Here is a 17,399-nt window from a genome sequence, read left to right on the forward strand (position 1 = left end):
CCGCTTAAGAGCCGAGCGCCTGCTCGATCTTGCTCACCAGCTGCTTGTCCTCGGGCGTCACCTTGCTCGGATAGTGCTCGATCACCTTGCCGTTACGGTCGATCAGGTACTTGGTAAAGTTCCACTTCGGTTCCTTGCCGGTAGCCTTGATCAGCTCCGCATGCAGCGGGTTCGCTTCGGCGCCCTTGACTGAGCTCTTGGCGAACATCGGGAACTTGACCCCGTAGGTGTTAAAGCAGAAGTCGGCGATCTCCTTCGAGTTGCCCGGTTCCTGCTTGCCGAAGTCGTTCGACGGGAAGCCCAGCACAACCAGCCCCTTCGGACCATACTTGGCGTACAGCTTTTCAAGGCCTTCGTACTGGTTCGTGAAGCCGCAGTAGCTGGCCGTGTTCACCACCAGGACCACCTTGCCAGCGTACTGGCACAGGTCCTGCGGCGCTTCGTCCTGCAGGCGCTTGAAGGTGTGGCGCAGCGTGGCCGGGCAGCTGGTGCGGGCCGTTACGGAAGGCGCGGCGCTCGCGGTTTGCGCAAAGGCTGGTACGCTGGCCAGCGCGGCTGCGGACAACGCGGCCATGGCGAATACGGTAGGGTTGAACATTTGGCGTCGGCCTGCGGTCTGAGTGAATGGGAATTCATATTATGCCACCGCTGCGGAAGTGGCGAACGCATGAAGGGAATACTCATGCGCCTGACCCGACGATTGTTGATGCTGGCTGCCTGGCTGCTGGTGGCGCTGGCCTTGCGTACCGAGGCAACCAGCGCCCCGCCCCTGCCCGCGCTCCAGGCTGACCTTGGCCAGACCACCGTGTCGGGCCTGTCTTCCGGCGCCTACATGGCCGGGCAGTTCGCCGTCATCCATTCCAGCCTTGTCACCGGCGCGGCGTTCATCGCTGGCGGACCATATTACTGCGCCGGCCACCCAGGGCGGCCGCCCTTCATTCCCTACCTGGCCAACGCCATGAGCGTGTGCATGAACCCGGGCGACGCTGGTGCGAACCCGCCCGATGCCGTGTTTTTGTGGCGGCAGGCGCAGGCCTTTGCCCGCGCGGGGCTGATCGATAATGTGGCGAACCTGCGCCGGCAGTCGATCTACCTGTTCAGCGGCGGCGCGGACCGGACCGTGACCACCGCAGTGGTCGACCAGGCGCATAACTTCCACGTGCTGGCAGGCGCGAGCAGGATTCGCTACCGGGATAACCTCGACGCGGGACACGGCATGGTGACGGCTGACAGCGCGGACAACCCTTGCCCGGTCACCGCAGCGCCCTACTTCAACAACTGCGGCCTGCCGCTGGCGCATGAGCTGCTGGCGCATCTTTATCCGGGACTGGGGCCGCCCTCAGCGACGCTGGGCGGCACGGTGCTGAAGTTCGACCAGCGGCCCTATGCCGGATACAGCGCGGGGCTGGACGACACCGGATACGCGTATGTGCCGGACATTTGCCGCAGGCAGACCTGCAGGGTGCATGTGGCATTCCACGGCTGCAGGCAGGGCGCGGCGTTAGTGGGCGATCACTTCTACGGCCGGGCAGGCTATAACGCGGTGGCGGATGCGAACCATATCATCGTGCTGTACCCCCAGGTGCGCACCAGCCGGTTTTATCCGTATAACCCGAGGGGGTGCTGGGACTTTTGGGGCTATTCGTCGGCCGATCCGTTCCAGCCCGATTTCCATACGCGCGAAGGGTCGCAGGTAAGGGCCGTGTTTGCGATGGTTCAGCGCCTGGGTCAGTTGCGCAATTCGCCGCATCGGTAGGAAGGAAGGGTGTATAGCCTGCGACGTGCGCGTAGGGCGGATAAGCGCGGCGGCGCGCATCCGCGGACACGGGTCATTCGATCTTCAGCTTCGACAGCTTGCGGTCGGGCTCGGGGAACTGCAGCTTCAGCCCCTGCATGATCTCAAGCAGCAGGGTCGCGACCATCAGGTTGCGGTGCGTCTTGGAGTCGGCGGGGATAATGTACCAGGGCGCGTCGTCGGTATCGGTTGCGCTGATGGCCTGCTCGTAGGCGCGCTGGTAGTCGCCCCAGTGCTTGCGCTTGGCGACGTCCATCGGGTCGAACTTCCACTGCTTGTCGGGATCGTCGATGCGCGATTGCAGGCGCTTGCGCTGCTCGTCGCTCGAAATGTGCAGGAAAATCTTGACGACCAAAGTGCCCGTCTCGACCAGCATGCGCTCGAAGTCGCGGATATGGCCGTACCGGCGCGCCACTTCCTGGCCGTCGATCTCGCCGTGCACCAGCGGCACCAGCACGTCTTCGTAATGGCTGCGGTTGAAGATGGCGATCTCGCCCTGCACCGGCACATGGCGGTGCACCCGCCACAGGAAGTCGTGCGCGCGCTCGTCGTCGCTGGGCGCGCGGAAGGCGACGGCGCGCAGGCCGATCGGGTTGATGTGGCTGAACAGCGACTTGATCGTGCCGTCCTTGCCTGAGGTGTCCGGGCCCTGCAGGATCAGCAGCACCTTGTGCTTGCGCTGGGCGTACAGCATCTCCTGGCACACGGCGACCTGTTCGATCAGCTGCGTGGTCAGCTCGCGCTCGCGCTGCTTGACCTGGTCCTTGTCCAGCCCCTGGCCGGCGGCGCCGTCGCGCAGCGGCTTGGCGCCTGCGTCTTCGTCGCGCAACGCGAAGTGTTTGGGAACCCGGAACTGCTCGCGTGCCTTCATGCGCCCTCCCGCCCTTTACCCCTCGAGCGCAGCGTGCTCAATTTTTATGCAGCGGTCCATGACGACGTCCAGCCCGGCGGCGCTGGCCATGTCGGCCGCGGCCTGGTTCTCGACGCCCAGCTGCATCCACAGTACCCGCGCGCGGATCGCGATGGCTTCGCGCGCGACCGGCGGGATGTCGTCGGACTTGCGGAAGCAGTCGACCACGTCGATCTGCTGTCCGCTGCCCGACAGCGCATCGGCGGCTTCCTGCAGCGATGCATAGACCTTTTCGCCAAGAATCTCGGTGCAGGCATACGTCGGGTTGACGGGGACCACGCGGTAGCCGTGCGACTGCAGGTAGCGGGCGACGATAAAGCTGTCGCGGTCGGGCTTGTTCGACATGCCGACCACGGCGATGGTTTTGCTTTGTTGAAGGATTTCCGTGATTGTTCTCATATCAAGCTTTTCCAGAGCGTCGTCCCTTAGCGTAACAGATGAAGATCGGAAGTAGCTGGACAAGCCGGAGTATCGAACAAAAAAGTTAACGCATTTCGGTTAGTGGCTTTTTCTTACTAAGAAAACGCGCCAAATTGTCGTACGGACGCCACCTCTGGCACGAAATTTCCCAACTTGTTAAATATCTTCCCCTCATAATGTGACTTTCCATACGGCAACAACAAAGTCGCTAACCACCGCCATATTACGGACTCATTGATGAAACTTTCAAACCTCAAAATCGGCACCCGGATGTATCTGGGCTATAGCGCCATAGCAGTATTACTTATTGCGCTGGTGGCGATTGCCTATGTCAACCTGACCCGCTTAACCGAGGCAAATGATGCCAACGTTCACACTTACCGCGTCCTTGCCCGCGTTAACGCGTCGCTCGAAGCGCTGCTCAACATTGAAACCGCCCAGCGCGGCTATGCGCTCACCGGCAATGAGGCCTCGCTTGGACCTTACAACGCAGGCAAAGAAGATTTCAAGAAAGCGTTAGCGGAAGTCGTCGCGCTCACCGTCGACAACCCGCAGCAGCAAGACCGCTTCAAGCGCCTCGGGGACGCCCAGGCCGAATGGGTGAGCAGCGCGGTCGACCCGGTCATCACCCTGCGCCGTGCTGCTGAAGGCAACAATATCGACATGGTGGTCGCAGAAGTCCAACAGGGCAAAGGCAAGCGCGGCATGGACGCGATGCGGGCCTTGATCGCCGACATCGAGAAGGCTGAGAGAATCCTGTTGGAACAGCGCAAGGCCGATGCGCTGGCGCTGCGCGAAACGACGGTCGCCACCTTGCTTGGCGGCGGGCTGTTGGCGATCGTGCTGGCGGCGCTGATTGCGGCGTGGCAGACCCGCAATATCACCGCGCCGCTGCGGCGCGCGGTGACCATCGCCCAGCAGGTCGCGGCAGGCGACCTGACCGTCGATGTACAGGTCGATTCGCGCGACGAAACCGGCCAGCTGCTCGAAGCACTCAAGCGCATGAACGCCTCGCTTGCGGAGATTGTCGGGCAGGTACGTTCCGGCACCGACACCATCGCGACGGCCTCGGCCCAGATCAGTTCGGGTAATCTGGATCTGTCCTCGCGCACCGAGCAGCAGGCCGGATCGCTGGAAGAAACCGCGTCGTCGATGGAAGAACTGACCTCGACCGTGAAGCAGAACGCAGATAATGCACGCCAAGCCAACCAGCTGGCAGTGTCGGCGTCGGACGTGGCGGTCAAGGGCGGCGAGGTGGTGTCGGAAGTGATCGATACGATGGGCGCGATCAATGAATCGGCCAGGAAGATCGTCGACATCATCTCGGTCATTGACGGCATTGCCTTCCAAACGAATATCCTGGCGCTGAACGCGGCAGTGGAGGCGGCCCGTGCTGGCGAGCAAGGCCGCGGCTTTGCCGTTGTGGCGAGCGAAGTGCGCAACCTGGCGCAACGCTCGGCCACTGCCGCCAAAGAAATCAAGATTTTGATCGACAACTCAGTCGAGAAGGTCGACGTCGGCTCGCGCCTGGTGGGCCAGGCTGGCAGCACCATGAACGATGTCGTGGCCAGCGTGCGGCGCGTCAGCGATATCATTGGCGAAATCGCCAGCGCAAGCGAAGAGCAGCGCTCCGGGATCGAGCAGGTCAACCAGGCGATCAGCGAAATGGACGAAGTTACCCAACAAAACGCGGCACTGGTGGAAGAAGCAGCGGCCGCGTCAGCGTCGATGCAGGACCAGGCCGACAGGCTGTCCCAGGTCGTCAGCGTGTTCAAGCTGAAATCAAGCCAGGCGGCGGCGCCGGAACGCCGTCCCGTGGCCGCTGTGACGCGCGCTGCCCAATTGCCGGTACCGCGCGCGGCGGCGCGCAAGCCGGCACCCACAGCGGCTCAACAAATCGAGGAGTGGGAAGCGTTCTGATCGCCCGGGACGGGCACCTGGCGTTAAGGGCGCAAGTGTGGAAAGATGGCGTCCTCAACCATTGGAGATTCCATGACAGTACGCACCTCCCTGGCGGCCACCCTGGCCGCCCTGATGCTCGCAGGCTGCACCACATTCGGCGAGGCGCCCCTGGCCAAGGTCGAGCAGGACATCGTTACGGTGCAGGCCTGGGGCGGCACCCCGGCTGACCCGGCGAAGGTGCGGCCGCATACGATCGACCATATTACCCTGCACCACCAGGGCGAGCCGTTCAAGGCCGGAACCGATCCGCGCGCCTACCTGCGCAATCTGCAGACGTGGTCACGCAATACGAAAAACTGGGCGGACATTCCCTACCACTACATCATCGACCTGGACGGGAACATCTACGGCGGGCGCGACATCGCGTTCGCGGGCGATACCAACACCCAATACGACCCCAAGGGCCATGCGCTGATCGAAGTGGTGGGCAATTTCGAGGAGGTGCAGCCGAATACCAGGCAACTCGACGCCGTGGTCAACCTGATGGCGCTGCTGGCCGCGAAGCACAACGTGCCCGTGGACCGTATCCACGGGCACAAGGATTACGCCCACACTGCGTGCCCGGGCGCCAACCTGTACCGCTACCTGGAGAACGGCTACTTCCACCAACGCGTGGCCGAGCGGCTGGCGCGCGCGAAGTAAGCCGTCGTGCCGGGGTAGGCCTTACAGGCGCTTGCCCGGCATCTTGCGGCCGCCCTGGTTCAGTACCAGCTGCACCACGCCGTCCGCATTCTTTTCGAAGTGCAGTTCCGCGTCCACCATTTTCGAGAAGAAGACCGTGTCGGAGAGAGGCAGGATCTCGATGGCCGGCTGGCCTGTACCTTGGGCGAGCATTTTGTCGCCGTCGCGTTTCACCTCCAGAACAAAGCCTGGCTCCAGCTCGTAACGGCCAAGGTAGGTGTCGAAAGTTGCAGGCGCAATGGCGACCGCAGTGCGTTCGAGCGGCTTCTCGCCGGTGCGCGCATGCAGGACCGGGTCACCGCCGTCGTGGGTCATGCGCAGGCTGGTCACCTGGCCTTTCGCGTTCCGTACAAACTCGAGCGTCGCGAGCGAATCGGCAAAATAGAAACCATTTTCCTTGTATGCCATCAGCGGGAAGCGCTCGCGACCGGTTCGCTGCATCGTCAGCTTGCCGTCTTCAAGGCGGATCGTGCGGGTGTTCTGGTCGTCGATCTTGTACACGCCGACGTACTGCTCCAGCACTTTCGGCGCCACGGTGATGGCCTTGAAATCGGGGAATGGCTTGCCGATGGCAATGGCGGCGACCTTGGTGGCGACCATTTCCGGATGGGTGCGGCCTGATTCGGTGTTCGACAGCACGGCCACGAACACTTTCTTCCCAGGCACGCGCAGCGCATAGGTGGAGAAGCCGTTGATGCCGCCGCCATGGGCGATGCGTTCCGAGCCGTTCAGCCTGCCGATCTCCCATCCATACCCGTATCCCGTACTGTTCCCATCTGCCAGTTTGTAGGGCGTGAATGCTTTTTTCCAGCTTGCTGGCTTGAGCAGCTTGCCATCCGCAATCGCCTTGTCCCAGCGCGCGAGGTCGTCCACGCTCGATACCAGCGAGCCCGCCGCATACGGCTGGGTCATGCTCAGCGGACGGGCGGGGCCGAAGCCCGTCTCACCCTTGCTGTGGCCGGCTGCGCGCGGCCCCTTGCTGCGCTCCTTGCCTTCGTAGGCAGTGTGCGCCATGCCGAGCGGCGTGAAGATGCGCTGCTCAAGGAACTGGGCGTACGACTGCCCCGATACTTTTTCGATGATGGCGCCCAGCAGGAAGTAGCCCGAATTGTTGTAGTCGAAGCGCTCGCCCGGCGCGAACAACATTGGGTCGTTCTTGAAGCTGTCGATCATCTGGCTGACGCTGAAATCCCTGTCCATGGTTTGCGAATAGGACGGTTTGCCGGTGTAGCTCTGGATGCCGGAAGTATGGGTCAGCAGGTGTTCGATAGTGATTTTCTTGCCCTGGGTCGGGTAGTCGGGCAGGAAACGGCTGATCTCGTCGGTCAGCGCCAGTTTGCCCTGCTCGGCCAGCATCAGGATGGCGACGGCCGTGAATTGCTTGGTGATCGAACCCAGGCGCAGGGTCATCGCGGCGTCCATCGCCTGCTTGCTGCCGACATCGGCCACGCCGTACGCCTTGCGGAAAACGGTCGCGCCGTCGCGCGTGACGATCACGGTGGCGCCCGGTTCGTCCGCCTTGTAGTAGCCGCTGATGCCCGCATCGATCCGCTCGGCCAGGGTCTTGCCGGCCACTGCCGTGGCGGGCGCTGCATGGGCCGCCGGAAACGATGCGGGTGACAACAGCAGTACGGCAAGGCTGATGGCGGAAAGTTTGGGCATGATGCGGTCCTTTTTAGGTTGGGGGGAAGCACGGTCGGCTTCTCGTGTTAACAATCCTATAAGGTTGCGTCGCCCATTTTCCTGTGTTTACGACGGAATGGCGATTTCGGGGTCCAGAACGCGATGGCGTTTCGCCGGGCGGAAAACTGGGACCAGATGGCGTGGGCTGACGGTCAGGACATTGAGGTAGAGCAAGCGGAACTCATCTATACGGAACGACGGTGGCGCGGAGCGCTCCAACCGTTCAGTACGCAGAGGGTATGGGAGTAGTAAAGCAGTGTAGACAGCGTACCGCCGTCACCAGCTGGAGCGGAAAACGTGTGGCCCGTCGAGCTAGTGTAGGCACGGTACCCGGGGATCTGTTTGACCTGGGTCGATGACTCTTCTATGTAGGAGGAAATTAAATTGTGTCAGCGTTACGTAAAGCCGACTGCTTTTCCCGTCAATCTGTTGGAAAGAGGAACATGAAATGGAACAATCACTGATCAGCGTCATTGACGCAACGACTCGCGCCATCTTGGTTATCGACGATCATCCCATGGGTGGACTCATTGTTTGCATAATCATGCTTGCCGTAGTGAGTCTAAAGAGCGGACGACCGAAATCGTCCTGACCAGCAGCCACCGCGCCTTCGCCGGTGTTTCCGGCGAAGGCAGATGCAAAGCCATGAACGTGAAACTCGATCAGATTGCATCCGTTCGAACCCTGATGACGTTCCGCGACCGGGCCCCGCTTGACGGCGGGGACGGTAACGCCTGCGTGCTCGCCATCCGCGACATTGTCTCGCGCTGGCCGCCGGACTACGCCAGCCTGCCCAGGGTCGACGCCAACGACGACCAGCTGGCGGATCGACTGCACGAGGGTGACATCTTGCTGCCAGGTCGGGGTTCCTCCTACCCGGCACGCCTGTTCCAGGGCGCGCCGCTGCCGGCCTTTACCTCCGGGCAGGTATTCGTGATCCGGACGAGCAGGCAAGCCAGGCCCAGCTACCTGTGCTGGTACCTGAACCGTCCTGATGTCCAGGCCGGCATCACGCAACTGCTGGCTGGCTCGGCCATCCAGGCGCTCAACAAATCCAGCCTGCTGCGGATCGAGGTGGCCTTGCCATCGCTGGAACAACAGCAGCACATCGCCGATTTGCAGTCGCTCGCGCAACGCCGTTCCCGCCTGCGGCTGGAGCTTGAACAACTCGACCATGCCGAGATCGAGCATGCGTGCGAGGCGCTACTCGAACAACGAGGCTTGCATGGCTAAAACTCCAAAGAAAGAAGCCCGAGCGGGCGTCACCGAAATCCTTGCCCTGCTCCGCCATGTTTTCCAGCCCGCCCAGTCCGTCCACTTCCTGATCGCCCTCGTCACCCTGCGCTGGCTTGCCGATGCCAAGCGCGATTCAAGGCCCTTGCCCTGCCATCTGGAGCTTCCGGGCTGCCTTGAATACCACACGCCCCTTACCCTCGACGAAAACCACCTTGGCCACTGGTTCGTCGCGATGTTCGAGCAGCTGGAAGACCTGAACCGGCGCGAGCTCGGCGGCCTGTTCACCGGGCTGGACTTTGCGGCGCCCCACTTCCAAGGCAATGACGAAGAGCGCGGACTGTTGATCCGCGCGGTGGAAATCCTGTGGTTCAAGGACCGTTACCAGTGCAGTTTTGAACTGATGAAAGAAGCCCTGGCCATGTCGCGAAGCTGCCTGGTGACGAGCTTCGCCGCGCCGGAGTGGAATACACCGGCCTCACTGTGCGAGCTGGCCGCCAGGCTGCTGCAGCCCAAGTCCGACGAGACTGTCTACGACCCGGCCTGCGGCACCGGGCAGATGCTGATCCATATGGAAGGCGCGCTCGAGTGCAGGCGCAAGCGGGTCCGCCTGTATGGCGCCGAACCGCACCAGGCCGCGTGGGCGCTGGCGAAAGTCAGCGCATTCTATTATGGGTTTTCATCCGAGCACATCGGCATGTCCGATGCACTGCAGCCAGAGAACGTGCTGGAGTCGGAAGACGGCCAGTGCAAGTTCGATGTCGTGCTGGCGCACCCGCCCTGGGGCGCCAAGGAATGGCGCGCCGAGAACCCGCCGCCGGAGCGGCACGAGCGCTTCCGGCGCGGCATGCCGCCTAAAAATAACGGCGACTACGCCTACCTGCTGCACATGGTCGCGTCGATGAAGGCCGACTCCGGCCGCATGGTGGCGATCGTGTCGAGCGGCGTATTGTCGCGTGGGGCCCAGGAGGGGCGCATCCGCATGGGCCTGCTGAAAGACAACCTGGTCGACGCGGTCATTGCCCTGCCTGAGAAGATGTTCCAGGGCACGACAGTTGCCGGGGCAATGCTGGTCATGCGCCGCCAGCGCAGCAGCCGCGAGGTCTTGTTCATCGATGCGCGCGGCTTCGCCACTGCGGCCGGGGGCAAGAACACGTTTTCGCCGCAGGGCATCGCCTGGATCGCCGACGCCTGCGCGGCGCGCACGGCAAAGCCGGGTGTGTCGGCGCTCGCTGCGATCGACAAGATTGCCGAGAATGGCTATTCGCTGAGCGTGTCGCTGTATGTCCGCGCAGAACAGGAGAGCACCAGCACCGATATCCACGCGATCCGCTACCGCCGCAAGAAGCTGCATGGCGAACTGGCCGACCTGAACCAGCAGATCGACATGCTTCTCGACGCGGTGATGCTTGGGGAAGCGAAACATTCCCGCGAGCTGGAGCGGGCGTAACGGCCAGCGGTGCGTCGCGGGCGTGGCTGTTCTGGTAAGGTTTCTGGCATACCTAACTCAGAACAAAGGAGCCAGCATGGACCGATTCCTGGTTGTCTATCGCGGCGCAGCTGGCGGTACGCCAGAGGCGCCTGAACACAATCCCGAGCGTTGGACAGCCTGGCTCGACTCGCTCGGGGCGGCAGTTGTCGACCGCGGCAGCCTGACCCACAGCAGCGTCGAGGTGCCGAGCCGGCTGCTGGGCCCGAAACTGTCGAGCAGCTCCTTGTCGGGGTATTCGATCGTGGAAGCGGCGGATTTCAACGCGGCCGTCCGGCTGGCGGAGGCTTGCCCGATTTTTGACGAGCATGGGTCGGTCGAGATTGCACGGCTGACGGAAGCCTTGCGCTGACCTGCGCATCCGCGCGCGTGCATCCCGTCGGTGCCGACACGCGGATGCGCTGCGCTTATCCGCCCTACGCCTGGTCTTTGACCATAAAAAAAGGCAGCCGAGGCTGCCTTTTGAATGTGCTGCTTGTACTGCTTAGCGCTTTTGGCGCAGCTTGGCGATTGCGGCCAGCTGGGCGATCGCGGCTGCCAGTTCGGCTTGCGCCTTGGCATAGTCGATCTCCGACTCGCGGTTGACCATCAGTTCTTCCGCTTGCTTCTTCGCTTCCAGTGCTTTCGCTTCGTCCAGGTCGCTGCCGCGGATCGCGGTGTCGGCCAAAACCGTCACTGCGTTCGGCTGAACTTCCAGGATGCCGCCGGCGACGAAGACGAATTCATCTTCTGCCTGGCCAGGCACCTTGATCCGTACAGCACCCGGCCGAATGCGCGTGATCAGCGGGGTGTGCTTCGGGTAGATACCCAGCTCACCTGCTTCACCCGGCAACGCGACGAACTCGGCTTCGCCCGAAAAGATGCTCTCTTCGGCCGATACCACGTCAACGTGAATTGTGTTTGCCATGTGTGTCCTATCGGGTTAAGTCGCCGCACTGTGTCCAGCGCGGCGCTTGTGCCAGTCTTAGCCGAGCTTCTTGGCTTTTTCGATTGCTTCGTCGATCGTGCCAACCATGTAGAACGCTTGTTCCGGCAGGTGATCCAGCTCGCCCGATGCGATCATCTTGAAGCCCTTGATGGTGTCCTTCAGCGAAACATATTTGCCTGGGGAACCGGTGAAGACTTCAGCGACGTGGAACGGCTGCGACAGGAAACGCTGCATCTTACGTGCACGTGCTACCAGCAGCTTGTCTTCCGGCGCCAGTTCGTCCATGCCCAGAATCGCGATAATGTCACGCAGTTCCTTGTAGCGCTGCAGGGTGCCCTGGACAGCGCGCGCGGTGTCGTAGTGCTCCTGGCCAACGACCAGCGGGTCCAGCTGGCGCGAGGTCGAGTCCAGTGGATCAACCGCAGGGTAGATACCCAGCGAGGCGATGTCACGCGACAGAACGACGGTCGAGTCGAGGTGGGCGAAGGTGGTTGCTGGCGACGGGTCGGTCAAGTCATCCGCTGGAACGTAGACGGCCTGGATCGAGGTGATCGAACCGGTCTTGGTCGACGTAATACGCTCTTGCAGGCGGCCCATTTCTTCGGCCAGGGTAGGCTGGTAACCCACTGCGGAAGGCATACGGCCCAGCAGTGCGGATACTTCGGTACCGGCCAGGGTGAAGCGGTAGATGTTGTCGACGAAGAACAGAACGTCCTTGCCTTCATCACGGAACGCTTCCGCCATGGTCAGGCCGGTCAGCGCGACGCGCAGACGGTTGCCTGGTGGTTCGTTCATCTGGCCGTAGACCATCGCTACCTTGGAGTTCTCTGGGGTTTCCAGGTCAACAACCTTGGCATCAGCCATCTCGTGGTAGAAGTCGTTACCTTCACGGGTACGCTCACCCACGCCGGCGAACACGGACAGACCCGAGTGTGCCTTGGCGATGTTGTTAATCAGTTCCATCATGTTGACGGTCTTGCCCACACCTGCACCGCCGAACAGACCGACCTTACCGCCTTTTGCGAACGGGCAGACCAGGTCAATAACTTTAATGCCGGTTTCCAGCAGGTCTTGCGATGGCGACAGTTCGTCGTACGCAGGAGCCACGCGGTGGATCGATGCCATGCGCTCGTTCGATACCGGGCCGCATTCGTCGATCGGGTTGCCCAGCACGTCCATGATACGGCCCAGGGTAGCAGTACCCACTGGAACCATGATCGGTGCGCCGGTGTTCTGGATCATCATGCCGCGACGCAGACCGTCGGAGGAGCCCAGCGCAATGGTACGGACAATGCCGTCACCCAGCTGCTGCTGTACTTCCAGGGTCAGTTCGGAGCCTGCCATTTTCAGTGCGTCGAAAACCTTCGGCATTGCGTTGCGCGGAAACTCAACGTCAACAACTGCACCGATACACTGAACGATTTTGCCATCAGCCATGTTCGTTCCTTCAATATTTATATAAAACGGGTTTAGACCGCTGCCGCACCGGCGACGATCTCGGAGAGTTCTTTGGTAATCGCTGCCTGGCGGGTCTTGTTATAGACCAGCTTCAGTTCGCCGATGACGTTGCCGGCGTTGTCGCTTGCCGATTTCATCGCCACCATGCGCGCCGACTGCTCGGACGCCAGGTTTTCTGCAACTGCCTGGTAGACCAGCGCTTCCACGTAGCGCACCAGCAGTTCGTCGATCACGGTCTGCGCTTCCGGCTCGTAGATATAGTCCCAGGAGAGACTATCCTTGTCGGCTTCGAGCTTGTCGGACGACAGCGGGAGCAGCTGCTCGACCATCGCCTCTTGCTTCATCGTGTTAACGAACTTGGTGTAGCACACGTAAACCGCGTCGAGCTCGCCTGCCTCGTAGCGGTCGAGCATGACTTTTACAGGCCCGATCAGCTTGTCGAGGTGCGCGGTGTCGCCGATCGAGATCGCGTGCGATACCACCTTGACGCCTACCCGGTTCATGAACCCCAAACCCTTGTTGCCAATCGCAACAACTTCAATCTTCTTGCCAGCCGTTTCCAGCTCGCGCATTTTTTGCGTCACCAGGCGCAGCACGTTGGTGTTCATGCCGCCGCACAGACCCTTGTCGGTCGTCACGACGATGAAGCCAACTGCCTTCGCTTCCGCGCCCTTGGCTTGCGCCATGAACGAGTGCGTGTACTCTGGATTAGCAGTTGCAAGATTAGCGGTGATATTACGAATCTTGTCACTGTAGGGACGGGCGGCGCGCATCCGGTCCTGCGCCTTGCGCATTTTGGATGCGGCGACCATTTCCATCGCCTTGGTGATCTTCTTCGTATTCTCTACGCTTTTGATCTTGCCACGTATCTCTTTGCCTACTGCCATGAGTCCTTACTCCTTATGACTGTTGCCAGCCATATCATGTCGAGCGCGAGGCGGCGACGGGCGCCGCCTGCGGCTCAAACTTTAGAAAGATTTTTTGAAATCAGCAATGGCCGCGGCCAGGGCAGCTTCGCCGTCCTTGTCCAGTTGCTTGGTTTCTTCGATCTTGCTCAGGAGGGCGCCGTGGCTGGACTTCATGAAGCCGTGCAGGCCGGCTTCGAATGCCAGTACTTTCTTCACTTCGATGCTGTCGAAGTAGCCCTTGTTCACTGCGAACAGCGACACGGCCATCAGCGAGATCGGCAGCGGCGAGTACTGAGCCTGCTTGAGCAGTTCGGTCACGCGTGCACCGCGGTCGAGCTGCTTGCGGGTCGATTCGTCCAGGTCGGAAGCGAACTGCGCGAACGCAGCCAGTTCACGGTACTGCGCCAGGTCGGTACGGATACCGCCGGACAGGTTTTTGATGACCTTGGTCTGGGCGGCGCCACCGACGCGCGATACCGAGATACCTGCGTTAATCGCAGGACGGATACCGGCGTTGAACAGCGAGGTTTCCAGGAAGATCTGGCCGTCGGTAATCGAAATCACGTTGGTAGGAACGAACGCCGAAACGTCGCCTGCCTGGGTTTCAATGATCGGCAGTGCGGTCAAGGAGCCGGTCTTGCCGGTGACTGCGCCGTTGGTGAAGGCCGACACGTAGTCGGCGTTCACGCGTGCTGCGCGCTCGAGCAGGCGGCTGTGCAGGTAGAACACGTCGCCTGGGTAAGCTTCACGGCCTGGTGGGCGGCGCAGCAGCAGCGAGATCTGGCGGTAAGCAACAGCTTGCTTCGACAGGTCATCGTAGACGATCAGCGCGTCTTCGCCGCGGTCGCGGAAGTATTCGCCCATCGCGCAGCCCGAGTAGGCCGAGATGTACTGCATCGCTGCCGATTCCGACGCCGATGCTGCGACAACAATGGTGTACTCCATCGCGCCGTGCTGTTCCAGGGAACGCACGATGTTCTTGATGGTCGATGCTTTCTGGCCGATCGCAACGTACACGCAGGTCATGTTCTGACCCTTCTGGTTGATGATCGCATCGACTGCCACAGCCGACTTGCCGGTCTGGCGGTCGCCAATGATCAGCTCGCGCTGGCCACGGCCGATAGGTACCATCGCGTCGATCGACTTCAGGCCGGTCTGCATCGGCTGCGACACGGATTCACGGGCGATCACGCCCGGAGCGATCTTTTCGATTGGTGCGGTCAGGGTGGTGTTGATCGGACCCTTGCCGTCGATCGGCTGGCCCAGTGCGTTGACCACGCGGCCACGCAGTTCAGGACCGATTGGTACTTCCAGGATGCGGCCGGTGGTCTTGACGGTGTCGCCTTCCGAGATGTGCTCGTAAGCACCCAGAATAACGGCGCCGACCGAGTCGCGCTCGAGGTTCATCGCCAGGCCGAAGGTGTTGCCTGGGAATTCCAGCATCTCGCCCTGCATCACGTCCGACAGACCATGGATGCGGCAGATACCGTCAGCGACGGAGATAACCGTGCCTTGGTTGCGAACTTCAGCGGAACCTTCCAGGCCCTGGATGCGGCTCTTGATCAGTTCGCTGATTTCAGATGAATTAAGTTGCATAATGCTAACTCCTAATAGTTTCTTGATGCGTAGGGCAAGGGCGTTGCCGTGGGCGAGTGCGAATGTCGGTCAGGCAGCCAGCGCAACATGCATCTGTTGCAGCTTGGCGCGCACCGAGGTGTCGAGCACTTCATCGCCAACAACCACGCGCACACCACCGATCAGTGCTGGATCCACTTTGACCGTTGGGTTGAGCTTGCGGCCGAATTTCTTTTCCAACAGAGCGACCAGCTGGGCTACCTGGGCATCCGAGATCTCGAATGCGCTGGTGATCTCAGCGTCAGCGGCGCCGGCGTCGGCATTTTTCAGTACCTGGAACTGCTCGCCGATTTCCGGCAGCAGCGAGACGCGGCCATTTTCGACCAGCATGCGGACGAAATTGTTCGCTTCAGGCGTCATCGGCGACTTCACCAGCGAGGCCAGGGTAGCGGCCATGTCGGTGTCGGTGACGTTCGGGTTAGCCGCAAACGCCTGCACATCAGGGTTGGAGCCAACTTGCGCCAGTTCGGACACAAGTTCGGACCAGGCTGCCATGTTGCCTTGTTTGGCAACACGGAACAGCGCTTCGGCGTAGGGACGGGCGACGGTTGCGAGTTCAGCCATGATTACAGCTCGACAGACAGTTGCGACAGCAGGTCGGCGTGGGCCGCTGCGTTCACTTCGCGCTTGAGGATCTGTTCAGCGCCACGGACCGCGAGGGTCGCGACCTGGCCGCGCAGTTCTTCGCGTGCACGTACTACCTGCTGCTCGGCGTCGGCTTTAGCGGCGGCCACGATGCGGGCAGCTTCTTCCGATGCGGTTTTCTTGGCTTCTTCGATGATCGCAGCAGCGCGCTTCTCAGCGTCGCCAATGCGCTTCTGGCCTTCGTCGCGTGCGGTCGCCAGTTCGGCTTGTGCGCGCTTCTCGGCTGCAGCCATTTCTGCCTTGCCACGGTCAGCTGCGGCCAGGCCACTCGCGATCTTCTCTGCGCGCTCGTCGAGCGCTTTCATCAGTGGTGGCCACACGAATTTCATCGTGAAGCCCGCCAGGATGAAGAAGACCACGAACTGGGCAAACAAGGTTGCGTTTAAGTTCACGGTATTTTCCTTCTCACAAAAACGGATGCCGAACCGCGATGGTTCGGCTATTCAGGACAACAATGCGTGCTCTTAGCCGCCTACTACCATCGGGGTGAACGGGGATGCGAATGCGAACAGCATTGCGATACCTACGCCGATCAGGAATGCAGCATCGATCAGACCAGCCAGCAGGAACATCTTGGTCTGCAGGGTGTTCATCAGTTCAGGCTGGCGTGCCGACGCTTCCAGGTATTTACCGCCCATCAGTGCGATGCCGATGCAAGCGCCGATAGCGCCCAGGCCAATGATCAAACCGCAAGCCAGAGCAACAAAAGAGGTATCAGTCATGAAAGTACTCCAAAAGGTTAAATTAAAAACTTGATTAAAAAACTACAACTTCGTTACAACCACTATCTTTCGAATCTTTTACAGCGTCGATCAGTGGCCTTCATGGGCCTGACCGATATACACCAGCGTCAGCATCATGAAAATGAATGCCTGCAGGAACACGATCAGGATGTGGAAGATCGCCCAAATCGAACCTGCCACCACATGGCCCAGGAAGCCGAACGTAGTTGCCATGGAACCGAGCAGTGCAATCAACAGGAACAGCAATTCACCGGCGTACATGTTGCCGAAGAGTCGCATACCGAGCGACACCATTTTTGCCAAATATTCGATGATGTTCAGGAGCAGGTTGAACGGCGCCATCCAGATGCCGAACGGTGCAGCCAGCAGTTCGTGGACCCAGCCGCCGAAGCCCTTGATCTTGATGCCGTAGTAAATCATGAGGAAGAACACGCCCAGCGAGATACCCAGGGTACCGTTCAGGTCGGCGGTAGGCACGACGCGGTGGTAGGCGATGACGCTGTCCCAGCCCATCAGGGCGAAGAAGGACGAGAACATGTCGACTGGCAGGAAGTCCAGCGAGTTCATCAGGGCAACCCAGACGAACACGGTCAGTGCCAGCGGCGCGATGAAGCTGCGGTCGCCGTGCACGATGGCTTTCGACTGGTTTTCCACCATTTCGACCAGCAGTTCGACTGCGGCCTGGAAGCGGCCCGGCACGCCCGAGGTGGCGCGGCGCGCGGCCAGCCACATCATGAAGCAGCCGAGTACGCCGGCGAAGATCGACCAGAAAATGGTATCGATGTTGAAGACGGTGAAGTCGACAACGAAGTCCTGGTGCTTGTTGGAGAGGTGGCCGAGGTGGTGGCTGATGTATTCTGATGCAGTCGGTGCATGTGCTGCCGCTGCGCCTTCAACTGGTGTGCTCAT

At 61.1% G+C, this 17,399-nt stretch carries 18 protein-coding genes; 6 read left to right on the plus strand and 12 right to left on the minus strand.

Going from position 1 to position 17,399, the window contains the following annotated elements:
• Window positions 1-4: 4 nt before the first annotated feature.
• On the minus strand, window positions 5-598 hold the full coding sequence (locus LMJ30_RS04770; RefSeq protein WP_229431202.1) for a glutathione peroxidase: 594 nt from the start codon (window positions 596-598) through the stop codon (window positions 5-7).
• A 69-nt stretch (window positions 599-667) separates the two neighbouring features.
• Between LMJ30_RS04770 and LMJ30_RS04775 the strand changes: the two genes are divergently transcribed.
• Window positions 668-1,756: an extracellular catalytic domain type 2 short-chain-length polyhydroxyalkanoate depolymerase gene (locus LMJ30_RS04775; protein WP_229431203.1), complete on the plus strand. Its 1,089-nt coding sequence runs from the start codon at window positions 668-670 to the stop codon at window positions 1,754-1,756.
• 73 nt (window positions 1,757-1,829) lie between these two features.
• Here LMJ30_RS04775 and LMJ30_RS04780 read toward each other — a convergent pair whose 3' ends face one another.
• Together LMJ30_RS04780 and LMJ30_RS04785 are read right to left on the minus strand one after the other, a co-directional pair.
• Window positions 1,830-2,666 (minus strand): PPK2 family polyphosphate kinase, encoded by an 837-nt coding sequence (locus LMJ30_RS04780; RefSeq protein WP_229431204.1) that lies wholly within the window; start codon window positions 2,664-2,666, stop codon window positions 1,830-1,832.
• Window positions 2,667-2,681: 15 nt separating this feature from the next.
• Window positions 2,682-3,104 carry a CoA-binding protein gene (locus LMJ30_RS04785; RefSeq protein WP_229431205.1) on the minus strand — a complete coding sequence of 141 codons (423 nt, stop codon included), beginning with the start codon at window positions 3,102-3,104 and terminating at the stop codon, window positions 2,682-2,684.
• A 258-nt stretch (window positions 3,105-3,362) separates the two neighbouring features.
• Here LMJ30_RS04785 and LMJ30_RS04790 point away from each other — a divergent pair, with 258 nt between their 5' ends.
• Complete coding sequence (locus LMJ30_RS04790) at window positions 3,363-5,045, plus strand: methyl-accepting chemotaxis protein (protein WP_229431206.1); 1,683 nt, start codon at window positions 3,363-3,365, stop codon at window positions 5,043-5,045.
• A 72-nt stretch (window positions 5,046-5,117) separates the two neighbouring features.
• Window positions 5,118-5,729, plus strand: coding sequence for a peptidoglycan recognition protein family protein (locus LMJ30_RS04795; RefSeq protein ID WP_229431207.1), 612 nt, complete (start codon window positions 5,118-5,120; stop codon window positions 5,727-5,729).
• Between the two features lie 21 nt (window positions 5,730-5,750).
• Here LMJ30_RS04795 and LMJ30_RS04800 read toward each other — a convergent pair whose 3' ends face one another.
• Window positions 5,751-7,430, minus strand: a complete 1,680-nt coding sequence (locus LMJ30_RS04800; RefSeq protein ID WP_229431208.1) for a serine hydrolase — start codon at window positions 7,428-7,430, stop codon at window positions 5,751-5,753.
• Between the two features lie 666 nt (window positions 7,431-8,096).
• Between LMJ30_RS04800 and LMJ30_RS04805 the strand changes: the two genes are divergently transcribed.
• From LMJ30_RS04805 to LMJ30_RS04815, 3 genes are all read left to right on the plus strand, one after another.
• Window positions 8,097-8,684, plus strand: coding sequence for a restriction endonuclease subunit S (locus LMJ30_RS04805; RefSeq protein ID WP_229431209.1), 588 nt, complete (start codon window positions 8,097-8,099; stop codon window positions 8,682-8,684).
• Complete coding sequence (locus LMJ30_RS04810; RefSeq protein WP_229431210.1) at window positions 8,677-10,134, plus strand: N-6 DNA methylase; 1,458 nt, start codon at window positions 8,677-8,679, stop codon at window positions 10,132-10,134. The genes LMJ30_RS04805 and LMJ30_RS04810 overlap by 8 nt, the downstream gene beginning before the upstream one ends.
• Before the next feature lie 76 nt (window positions 10,135-10,210).
• Window positions 10,211-10,525: a hypothetical protein gene (locus tag LMJ30_RS04815; RefSeq protein ID WP_229431211.1), complete on the plus strand. Its 315-nt coding sequence runs from the start codon at window positions 10,211-10,213 to the stop codon at window positions 10,523-10,525.
• A gap of 132 nt (window positions 10,526-10,657) precedes the next feature.
• Here LMJ30_RS04815 and LMJ30_RS04820 read toward each other — a convergent pair whose 3' ends face one another.
• From LMJ30_RS04820 to atpB, 8 genes are all read right to left on the minus strand, one after another.
• Complete coding sequence (locus tag LMJ30_RS04820) at window positions 10,658-11,080, minus strand: F0F1 ATP synthase subunit epsilon (RefSeq protein ID WP_229431212.1); 423 nt, start codon at window positions 11,078-11,080, stop codon at window positions 10,658-10,660.
• 57 nt (window positions 11,081-11,137) lie between these two features.
• Window positions 11,138-12,538, minus strand: coding sequence for a F0F1 ATP synthase subunit beta (gene atpD / locus LMJ30_RS04825; RefSeq protein ID WP_229431213.1), 1,401 nt, complete (start codon window positions 12,536-12,538; stop codon window positions 11,138-11,140).
• A gap of 32 nt (window positions 12,539-12,570) precedes the next feature.
• Window positions 12,571-13,446: a F0F1 ATP synthase subunit gamma gene (gene atpG, locus LMJ30_RS04830; RefSeq protein WP_229431214.1), complete on the minus strand. Its 876-nt coding sequence runs from the start codon at window positions 13,444-13,446 to the stop codon at window positions 12,571-12,573.
• A gap of 81 nt (window positions 13,447-13,527) precedes the next feature.
• The gene (gene atpA, locus LMJ30_RS04835; protein ID WP_229431215.1) at window positions 13,528-15,063 is read right to left on the minus strand and encodes a F0F1 ATP synthase subunit alpha; all 1,536 of its coding nucleotides are present in this window, start codon (window positions 15,061-15,063) and stop codon (window positions 13,528-13,530) included.
• Between the two features lie 69 nt (window positions 15,064-15,132).
• Window positions 15,133-15,666: a F0F1 ATP synthase subunit delta gene (locus tag LMJ30_RS04840; RefSeq protein WP_229431216.1), complete on the minus strand. Its 534-nt coding sequence runs from the start codon at window positions 15,664-15,666 to the stop codon at window positions 15,133-15,135.
• A 2-nt stretch (window positions 15,667-15,668) separates the two neighbouring features.
• Window positions 15,669-16,139 carry a F0F1 ATP synthase subunit B gene (locus LMJ30_RS04845; protein WP_229431217.1) on the minus strand — a complete coding sequence of 157 codons (471 nt, stop codon included), beginning with the start codon at window positions 16,137-16,139 and terminating at the stop codon, window positions 15,669-15,671.
• A gap of 72 nt (window positions 16,140-16,211) precedes the next feature.
• Window positions 16,212-16,469: a F0F1 ATP synthase subunit C gene (atpE, locus tag LMJ30_RS04850; protein ID WP_229431218.1), complete on the minus strand. Its 258-nt coding sequence runs from the start codon at window positions 16,467-16,469 to the stop codon at window positions 16,212-16,214.
• 90 nt (window positions 16,470-16,559) lie between these two features.
• Window positions 16,560-17,399, minus strand: coding sequence for a F0F1 ATP synthase subunit A (gene atpB / locus LMJ30_RS04855; RefSeq protein WP_229431219.1), 840 nt, complete (start codon window positions 17,397-17,399; stop codon window positions 16,560-16,562).

Origin of the sequence: Massilia agrisoli, assembly GCF_020831365.1 — a bacterium.
Classification (GTDB): Bacteria; Pseudomonadota; Gammaproteobacteria; order Burkholderiales; family Burkholderiaceae_D; genus Telluria_A; species Telluria_A agrisoli.

What these genes read in the sequence shown, in the direction of transcription:
- LMJ30_RS04770 (WP_229431202.1), bottom strand. Translation starts at nt 598, where the DNA reads ATGTTCAACCCTACCGTATTCGCCATGGCCGCGTTGTCCGCAGCCGCG.
- LMJ30_RS04775 (WP_229431203.1), top strand. Translation starts at nt 668, where the DNA reads ATGAAGGGAATACTCATGCGCCTGACCCGACGATTGTTGATGCTGGCT.
- LMJ30_RS04780 (WP_229431204.1), bottom strand. Translation starts at nt 2,666, where the DNA reads ATGAAGGCACGCGAGCAGTTCCGGGTTCCCAAACACTTCGCGTTGCGC.
- LMJ30_RS04785 (WP_229431205.1), bottom strand. Translation starts at nt 3,104, where the DNA reads ATGAGAACAATCACGGAAATCCTTCAACAAAGCAAAACCATCGCCGTG.
- LMJ30_RS04790 (WP_229431206.1), top strand. Translation starts at nt 3,363, where the DNA reads ATGAAACTTTCAAACCTCAAAATCGGCACCCGGATGTATCTGGGCTAT.
- LMJ30_RS04795 (WP_229431207.1), top strand. Translation starts at nt 5,118, where the DNA reads ATGACAGTACGCACCTCCCTGGCGGCCACCCTGGCCGCCCTGATGCTC.
- LMJ30_RS04800 (WP_229431208.1), bottom strand. Translation starts at nt 7,430, where the DNA reads ATGCCCAAACTTTCCGCCATCAGCCTTGCCGTACTGCTGTTGTCACCC.
- LMJ30_RS04805 (WP_229431209.1), top strand. Translation starts at nt 8,097, where the DNA reads ATGAACGTGAAACTCGATCAGATTGCATCCGTTCGAACCCTGATGACG.
- LMJ30_RS04810 (WP_229431210.1), top strand. Translation starts at nt 8,677, where the DNA reads ATGGCTAAAACTCCAAAGAAAGAAGCCCGAGCGGGCGTCACCGAAATC.
- LMJ30_RS04815 (WP_229431211.1), top strand. Translation starts at nt 10,211, where the DNA reads ATGGACCGATTCCTGGTTGTCTATCGCGGCGCAGCTGGCGGTACGCCA.
- LMJ30_RS04820 (WP_229431212.1), bottom strand. Translation starts at nt 11,080, where the DNA reads ATGGCAAACACAATTCACGTTGACGTGGTATCGGCCGAAGAGAGCATC.
- atpD (WP_229431213.1), bottom strand. Translation starts at nt 12,538, where the DNA reads ATGGCTGATGGCAAAATCGTTCAGTGTATCGGTGCAGTTGTTGACGTT.
- atpG (WP_229431214.1), bottom strand. Translation starts at nt 13,446, where the DNA reads ATGGCAGTAGGCAAAGAGATACGTGGCAAGATCAAAAGCGTAGAGAAT.
- atpA (WP_229431215.1), bottom strand. Translation starts at nt 15,063, where the DNA reads ATGCAACTTAATTCATCTGAAATCAGCGAACTGATCAAGAGCCGCATC.
- LMJ30_RS04840 (WP_229431216.1), bottom strand. Translation starts at nt 15,666, where the DNA reads ATGGCTGAACTCGCAACCGTCGCCCGTCCCTACGCCGAAGCGCTGTTC.
- atpE (WP_229431218.1), bottom strand. Translation starts at nt 16,469, where the DNA reads ATGACTGATACCTCTTTTGTTGCTCTGGCTTGCGGTTTGATCATTGGC.
- atpB (WP_229431219.1), bottom strand. Translation starts at nt 17,399, where the DNA reads ATGAGCACACCAGTTGAAGGCGCAGCGGCAGCACATGCACCGACTGCA.